Origin of the sequence: Mesorhizobium sp. M7D.F.Ca.US.004.03.1.1, from assembly GCF_003998635.1 — a bacterium.
GTDB lineage: Bacteria > Pseudomonadota > Alphaproteobacteria > Rhizobiales > Rhizobiaceae > Mesorhizobium > Mesorhizobium loti.
In genome coordinates this window covers 1-6,900 of the sequence record NZ_RZQG01000262.1, presented here as the reverse complement: position 1 = coordinate 6,900, position 6,900 = coordinate 1, and the positions used below count along the sequence as shown (strand labels likewise).

The window sequence follows — 6,900 nt, the reverse complement described above, 5'->3', positions numbered from 1 at the left end:
GCAATGCGCCGTCGTCGCCGCGCGCAAGCGGCAGATCGACATGGTCAGGCTCGGCCTTGCCACGGCCGGGCTCACGGCGCTCGCCTTCCTGATCGGACAGCTCATCGCATGGCGGCAGCTGACCGAAGATGGCTATCTGCTGAGCTCCAACCCAGCCAACAGCTTTTTCTACCTGATCACCGGCATGCATGGCCTGCACATACTGGGCGGGCTAGTAGGCCTCGGCAGAACGACCGCCGGCGCCTGGAATGGAGCGCGGCCGGAGCGGCTTCGTCTCAGCGTCGAACTGTGCGCCATGTACTGGCATTTCCTGCTCTTCGTCTGGCTCGCGATCTTCGCGCTGCTGGCCGGTTGGGCCGCGACGTTCATCGATATTTGCCGACAGTTGCTGACCTAAGGGGACCAAGCGGATGGCAGAGACACTGACGCATATCAGCCAGACGGAGCCACGGCCCGCGGGCTGGCAAGGCATTGCAGCCGACTGGTCCTCGGATCAGCGGGCGTTCAAGAACGTGTCCTGGGGCAAGGCCATGATGTGGATCTTCCTGCTCAGCGACACCTTCATCTTCGGCTGCTTCCTGTTATCCTACATGACCGCGCGCATTTCGACCCGCGTGCCGTGGCCCAATCCGAGCGAGGTCTTTGCGCTTCGTATCGGCGGCTCGGATATCCCACTGATCCTTATTGCCATCATGACCTTCGTGCTGATCTCAAGCAGTGGAACGATGGCCATGGCGGTCAATTTCGGCTATCGCCGCGACCGCCGCAAGACGGCAATCCTCATGCTTCTGACCGCGGCACTCGGCGCGACCTTTGTCGGCATGCAGGCCTTCGAATGGACCAAGCTGATCACTGAAGGGGTGCGCCCCTGGGGCAATCCCTGGGGCGCCGCACAATTCGGTTCGTCTTTCTTCATGATCACCGGTTTCCACGGCACCCATGTGACGATCGGGGTGATCTTCCTGATCATCGTGGCGCGAAAGGTATGGCGCGGAGATTTCGACACCGGGCGGCGCGGCTTCTTCACCAGCCGCACGGGTCGCTACGAGAATGTCGAGATCATGGGGCTGTACTGGCACTTCGTCGATCTGGTCTGGGTGTTCATCTTCGCATTCTTCTATCTTTGGTGAGAGGCAGACATGGCTGAAGCAACCGCAAACGGCCTCGGACAACACGCACTTCACGCTGGTCATGCACATGAAGCGCCGGCGGCCGCCGCCCGTGCCGACGTGCATCAGGAACATCCGATCAAGCTCTATCTGGTGGTCTGGGCATGGCTGTTCATCCTCAGCACATGCTCCTACCTGGTCGATTATTTCGGCCTTCACGGCTATCTCAGATGGTCGCTGATCCTGATCTTCATGATCCTCAAGGCAGGGCTGATCGTCGCCGTCTTCATGCACATGGCCTGGGAACGGCTGGCGCTGGCCTATGCGATCATCCTGCCGCCGATACTGGTGCTGGTGTTCGTGACAATGATGATCTTCGAAGCCGACTACACCCTTTTCACCCGGCTGGCGTTTTTCGGATCCGGGCCCTGACGCCCCATGCGTCGCGAACTCCGGCAAGGGAGGCCAAGATGACGATCGCAAACAGATTGAAGGACTTCATCGACGGCAAGGGAATTTCCTACGACACCGTCGCTCATCATCGCACTTCAACAAGCCGGCAGTCGGCGATAGCCGCGCACGTGCCCGGCAGCATCATGGCGAAGTCCGTGGTCGTTCACCACGAGCTTGGCTATACGCTGGCCGTGGTTCCAAGCACCCACAGGATCGAACTTGGCAGGTTGCAAGACGTCATGAACAAGCGTCTCGGACTTGCCTCCGAAGACGAGGTGATTTTGCTCTTCGGTGATTGCGACACCGGCGCCATCCCGCCGATCGGCGCAGCCTACGATGTGCCGGTGATTGTCGATGAAAGCCTCGGCGATGCAGCCGACGTCTACTTCGAAGGCGGCGACCATAGAACGCTGGTGCATGTCAGCGGCAAGGATTTCCGCAACCTGACCATGGGCGCATACCAAGCCCGCTTCAGTCACCCGGCCTACTGACGGCTTCGATCAACTTGCATCGGCACCTCGCCAGTGCGGTGAGGCAGAGCTTCCTCAACTCGCCGGTCTGGCGGGCGACTCCACGACCTTGCGGTAAACATGCCAGGTGGCGTGACCGAGGATCGGCAATACGATGGCCAGCCCGGCGAACACCGGCAGCGAGCCGATGATCAGGGCGACGGCGACAATCAGTCCCCAGACAGCCATGGTGATCGGGTTCGCCAGCACCGCACGCACCGAGGTGTGGATGGCTTCGTACGCACCGACGTCGCGGTCGAGCAACAATGGGAAGGCGACGACCGTTGTGCACAACACCACCACAGCGAAGACGAAGCCGATGGCGTGCCCCAGGATAATCAGCGTCCAGCCGCGTCCGGTGGCAAATATTTCATTGATGAAGCCGGATATCGATTCCGGCGGCGCCGGGCCGAACAGATATTGGTAGAACATCTGCGCCGTCAAAAGCCAGGTGATGAAGATTGCAAACAGCATGATCCCGACCGCCGCGATGGCCGGCAGCGCCGGAGATTTCCTGACGTCGAAAGCGTGCCTCCAGGAGGTGTCGAGTCCGGCTTCCCGTCTGCGGCTGATCTCATAGAGGCCTATCGCCGCGAATGGGCCAATCAGCGCAAAACCGGAAACCAGCGGAAACAACAACGGCAAAGCATTGGCGCCAGAAGTCCAGGCGGCGAGCACGACGCCCACGAGCGGATAGATCAGGCAGAGAAAAACGATGTGCGACGGTTTGACCATGAAATCGTCGACGCCCCGCTTGAGCGCGTCGAAAAGGTCGGAAACACCGATTTTTCGAATTTTGGTATGTTCCAGCGTCTCGCTGGCGCCTGCTATCACATGAAAGCTCGCCATGACCGTTCCTCCAGACCTGGTCCGGCAAGGTCGCGGTTTCGCGGTGCTTCCGTTCAGCGTGATGGCCACGCAAAACCGCGACCTGCACCGCAATCAACATACTCTCTTGCCAGAGACTTGTCGCCCTTTGTCGGACAAGCTCCGGCGGCCTGGCTAGCTCTGGTGGTCTTTCTTCGATATTCTCGCACAGCGCCGCGCGCCCTCTTTGGGCGCGTAAAGGACGCTGCACCGCGTTGATTGGCGCATGATCCTGTCCGAAAATCGATCCCGATTTTCAGGATCACACGCCAAGTCAAAGGTGAAGGTCATGGACGGAAGGACGCTTCTCATACTCGGCCTTGGCATCGTCGCCCTGCTGATCCTGGGATTCTGTGCAGTACCATCGTGATGTTCGAGCCAATCCTGATCTGCAACGCCTTCAATGCAGAAATTGCAGACCGGGCATCTCGACCCCGGCGAGCATTCCGACAACTGCGGTCATGCCGTCAACCTCAGGCTGACATAAACGCTCGCATTGCGATGGTATCGGCAAGCAGTATGGCAAAGATCGCGAAAAGATAGAAAATCGAGAAGGCAAACAGCGCCTTTGCAGGCTTCGTCTCCTTGTCCGGAGCGACCAGAACCCTCCAGGCCTGCCAGATGAAACCCGCGCCCAATGCAGCCGAAACAACTCCATAGAACCCGCTCGCGAATCCGAACGCCCAAGGCAGCACGCCGACTGGCGCCAGGAGCAGTGAATAGGCGAATATCTGTTTTCTGGTCGAGGCCTGGCCGGCCACGTTCGGCATCATCGGGATGCCGGCAGCGGCGTAGTCGCCGACCTTGAACAGCGCGAGCGCCCAGAAATGGGGTGGCGTCCACAGAAAGATGATCAGGAACAGGATGAGGCTTTCAATGCCGATGGCGCCGGTTGCAGCCGCCCAGCCGATGACCGGAGGAAGGGCGCCCGCCGCGCCGCCAATAACGATGTTCTGCGGCGTCGAGCGCTTCAGCCACATCGTATAGATGACGACGTAGAAGAAGATGGTGAAGGCCAGCAGCGATGCGGCAAGCCAGCCCACCAGCACGCCGAGCATCATGACCGAAAGTGCGGAAAGCACCAGGCCGAAGCCGAGAGCTTCACCCGGCGTGACGCGGCCCGACGGAACCGGCCGCTTTGATGTGCGCGACATCAGCGCGTCGATGTCCGCGTCGTACCACATGTTCAGAGCTCCAGCCGCTCCTGCTCCGATCGCAATCGCACCGATTGCAATCACGGCGATGACCGGATTCATCGCGCCAGGCGCCGCCATCAGGCCAACGAAAGCGGTGAATACGGCAAGCGCCATGACCCGCGGCTTCAAAAGCGCGAAGAAATCACCCGCCGTCGCTTCCGAGAGGCGGATGCCGGTATCCTTGAGGCGGTTTTCCCTAGTCGACATCTCAGACCGATGGGAGCAGGCAACCTAGGCCATGATCCCGAACTGAAGGCTCGAGCGAAAACTGAAACCAGGTCTTTGCTTACGCCGCCCTTCGGTTCGAATAAGATCACAGAAAAACAAGATGTTAGACGGATGGCGTAGGAGCCAGCTCATTTGGAGAACGTTTTCAGATAGGCAATGACGTTGGCCACGTCTGCATCGTTCTTGAGGCCGGGAAACGTCATCTTGGTCCCTTTGACCATGGCCTTGGGATCGTGAAGATAGGTCGTCAGTGTTGGTTCGTCCCATTTGACGCCGGATTTGCCGGCCGCAATCATGGCATCGGAATATTTGAAATCCGGATGCGTACCGGCGGTGCGTCCGATGACGCCGTGCAGCGACGGACCGATCTTGTTCTTGTCCTCGTCTGCGATGTGGCAGACCTTGCATTTGGTGAAGACCTTCTCGCCAGCCGCAGAATCCTGGGCTTGCGATGGATTGGCCACGAAGGTTGCAACAGACACGACGGCGAAAAACGCGACTAAGCGCATGACTTTTCCTCCCTGATCGTCAAATGTGCCTGAGATGATCTGAGCTGCCGCTACCACCAGCAATACGCGCCTTGCACGGCAGAACAGATTATCCGCTTCTACCCCCAAATGGAGTTGCGGCACCTATATACCACCGAATCTGGCCGGTAGGTAGAAGAGGTCGACCGTACAAAGGTTTAGGTGGTCTGCAGCGGCTCAAGGAACATCCGTGTTGCAGCTGCCGGCAACCTGGTTGACCGCTTCGCCGAACCCGGCGAGGTCGAAATCGGCCTCGCCGCGTCCCGACAGCAGCCCGAACCGCCACGAAAGCTGGAGTCGGTTCGCGGCAACAAGGCGCTTGATGCCGTCGGCGCCGTCCCGCACCAGCATCCTGCCGCGCGGCCCGACCGACCAGCTTTCATCGAACTTGCTGCCCTGGTCGACCGTGACCGACATGGTGATCTTGCGGCTGGCCGAAACGGTGTCGTTCAGTTGCAGCCATTCGGTCCAATGCGGCTCACCGTTTGCCCGGCAGGCAATCGTCAGGATCGGGCTGTAGCTCAAGGCGCCGCCGCCGGTGATCAGCTTGTTTGTGGCATAGAGCGACGCCGTGACGAGGCCATCCTCGCCCGTGTCGAACCGCCAGTTGTCAAGCACCGTTTCGGCCCGGGCAATGCCGCAGACCGAGACAAGCACTAACGCGATTGCCGCAGCGTGTCCCATTTCGACGAACAGCCTCAACACGCCCTCCAACAGCCAACCGGCTTTCAATAGGAGCGCAGATAATGATCAAAGCTTGGTCGCCACAGGCCATCGCTCGCGAAGCGTGCCGGCTGTTGCAGTTTGGCAACGAAAAAGGCCGCCTCGGAGGGCGGCCTTTCCTGTTTCAGCTGAACGCTTGTGTTATTCGGCGTCCTTGGCGGCCTTCTTCTTCGGCGCGGCCTTCTTCTTGGGCTCTTCCGCGTCGTCGCCAGACTTGGCGTCGCTCGCCTTGTCGTCGGCCTTCTTGGCGGCGGCTTTCTTCGCCGGCTTCGCCTTGACGGCGGTCTCGTCCTCGTCGTCGTCGGCCATCAGCTCTTCCTTGCTGACCTTGACGTCGGTGACCGAAATCTGGCCGAGCAGATGGTCGACCACCTTCTCCTCGAACATCGGCGCCCGCAGCGTGTTCAACGCTTCCGGGTTGTTGCGGTAGAACTCGAAGACTTCCTGCTGCTGGTTACCCGGGTAGCGGCGCACCTGCTCGAACAAGCCGCGCTGCAACTCCTCGTCCGATACGGTGACACCGGCCTTCTCGCCGATTTCAGCCAGCACCAGACCGAGGCGCACGCGGCGCTCGGCAAGCCGCAGATACTCGGCACGCGCCTCTTCTTCCGTCGTCTCTTCGTCGGCGAAGGTGCGTCCGGCTGCTTCCAGGTCACGATTGACCTGCGCCCAGATGTTGTTGAACTCGGCGTCGACGAGCTTCGATGGCGCCTCGAACGAGTAGGCCGCGTCGAGCTGGTCGAGCAGCTGACGCTTGACCTTCTGCCGCGTCATGGCGCCGAACTGGTTCTCGATCTGGCCGCGCACGACGTCGCGCAGGCGCTCCAGCGACTCCAGGCCGAGGTTCTTGGCGGTCTCGTCGTTGATTTCCAACGCGCCGGGCTGGGACACTTCCTTGACGGTGACGTCGAAGGTCGCTTCCTTGCCGGCCAGATGCGCTGCCTGGTAGTTTTCCGGGAAGGTCACGGTGACCTGCTTTTCGTCACCGGCCTTGGCGCCGACAAGCTGATCCTCGAAGCCGGGGATGAACTCCTTCGAGCCCAGCACCAGCGGCTGATCGGTGCCGGCACCGCCATTGAAGGCCTCGCCGTCGATCTTGCCGACATAGTCGATTGAGACGCGGTCGCCATTGGCGGCCTTGCCGGTCTTCGGCTCGTAGCTGCGCGCCGATTCGGCGACGCGCTGGACCTGCTCGTCGATCTCCGTATCCGGCACGTCGAACACCTGGCGCGTCACCTTAATGTCGGAAAAGTCCTTGATCTCGATCGCCGGGATGATCTCGTAGTTG

9 protein-coding genes are annotated in these 6,900 nt (G+C 60.4%); 4 read left to right on the top strand and 5 right to left on the bottom strand.

Going from position 1 to position 6,900, the window contains the following annotated elements; translation table 11 throughout:
* The 4 genes from EN935_RS16460 to EN935_RS16445 all read left to right on the top strand — a co-directional run.
* Window positions 1-397 (top strand): cytochrome c oxidase subunit 3 (locus EN935_RS16460; RefSeq protein WP_206534526.1); only part of this gene is annotated, 397 nt, incomplete at its 5' end.
* Window positions 398-410: 13 nt separating this feature from the next.
* Window positions 411-1,130, top strand: coding sequence for a heme-copper oxidase subunit III family protein (locus EN935_RS16455; RefSeq protein ID WP_126068905.1), 720 nt, complete (start codon window positions 411-413; stop codon window positions 1,128-1,130).
* A 9-nt stretch (window positions 1,131-1,139) separates the two neighbouring features.
* Window positions 1,140-1,541: a cytochrome C oxidase subunit IV family protein gene (locus EN935_RS16450; protein WP_126068904.1), complete on the top strand. Its 402-nt coding sequence runs from the start codon at window positions 1,140-1,142 to the stop codon at window positions 1,539-1,541.
* 38 nt (window positions 1,542-1,579) lie between these two features.
* Entirely contained in the window at window positions 1,580-2,053 is a 474-nt protein-coding gene (locus EN935_RS16445) for an aminoacyl-tRNA deacylase (protein ID WP_127373445.1), read from the top strand.
* Between the two features lie 54 nt (window positions 2,054-2,107).
* On the opposite strand, the gene EN935_RS16440 is transcribed toward EN935_RS16445, so the two are convergent.
* The 5 genes from EN935_RS16440 to tig form a co-directional block, all read right to left on the bottom strand.
* Window positions 2,108-2,920: a DUF2189 domain-containing protein gene (locus tag EN935_RS16440; protein ID WP_109668902.1), complete on the bottom strand. Its 813-nt coding sequence runs from the start codon at window positions 2,918-2,920 to the stop codon at window positions 2,108-2,110.
* 491 nt (window positions 2,921-3,411) lie between these two features.
* Window positions 3,412-4,341: a heme o synthase gene (locus EN935_RS16435; RefSeq protein WP_127264105.1), complete on the bottom strand. Its 930-nt coding sequence runs from the start codon at window positions 4,339-4,341 to the stop codon at window positions 3,412-3,414.
* A 149-nt stretch (window positions 4,342-4,490) separates the two neighbouring features.
* Window positions 4,491-4,871, bottom strand: coding sequence for a cytochrome c family protein (locus EN935_RS16430; RefSeq protein ID WP_109668897.1), 381 nt, complete (start codon window positions 4,869-4,871; stop codon window positions 4,491-4,493).
* A gap of 195 nt (window positions 4,872-5,066) precedes the next feature.
* Window positions 5,067-5,591 carry a hypothetical protein gene (locus EN935_RS16425; RefSeq protein ID WP_126068902.1) on the bottom strand — a complete coding sequence of 175 codons (525 nt, stop codon included), beginning with the start codon at window positions 5,589-5,591 and terminating at the stop codon, window positions 5,067-5,069.
* Window positions 5,592-5,753: 162 nt separating this feature from the next.
* Window positions 5,754-6,900 (bottom strand): trigger factor (gene tig, locus EN935_RS16420; protein ID WP_127373444.1); only part of this gene is annotated, 1,147 nt, incomplete at its 5' end.

Bases quoted from the DNA above. Each gene is read 5' to 3' on its own strand.
- EN935_RS16455 (WP_126068905.1), top strand. From the start codon at position 411: ATGGCAGAGACACTGACGCATATCAGCCAGACGGAGCCACGGCCCGCG.
- EN935_RS16450 (WP_126068904.1), top strand. From the start codon at position 1,140: ATGGCTGAAGCAACCGCAAACGGCCTCGGACAACACGCACTTCACGCT.
- EN935_RS16445 (WP_127373445.1), top strand. From the start codon at position 1,580: ATGACGATCGCAAACAGATTGAAGGACTTCATCGACGGCAAGGGAATT.
- EN935_RS16440 (WP_109668902.1), bottom strand. From the start codon at position 2,920: ATGGCGAGCTTTCATGTGATAGCAGGCGCCAGCGAGACGCTGGAACAT.
- EN935_RS16435 (WP_127264105.1), bottom strand. From the start codon at position 4,341: ATGTCGACTAGGGAAAACCGCCTCAAGGATACCGGCATCCGCCTCTCG.
- EN935_RS16430 (WP_109668897.1), bottom strand. From the start codon at position 4,871: ATGCGCTTAGTCGCGTTTTTCGCCGTCGTGTCTGTTGCAACCTTCGTG.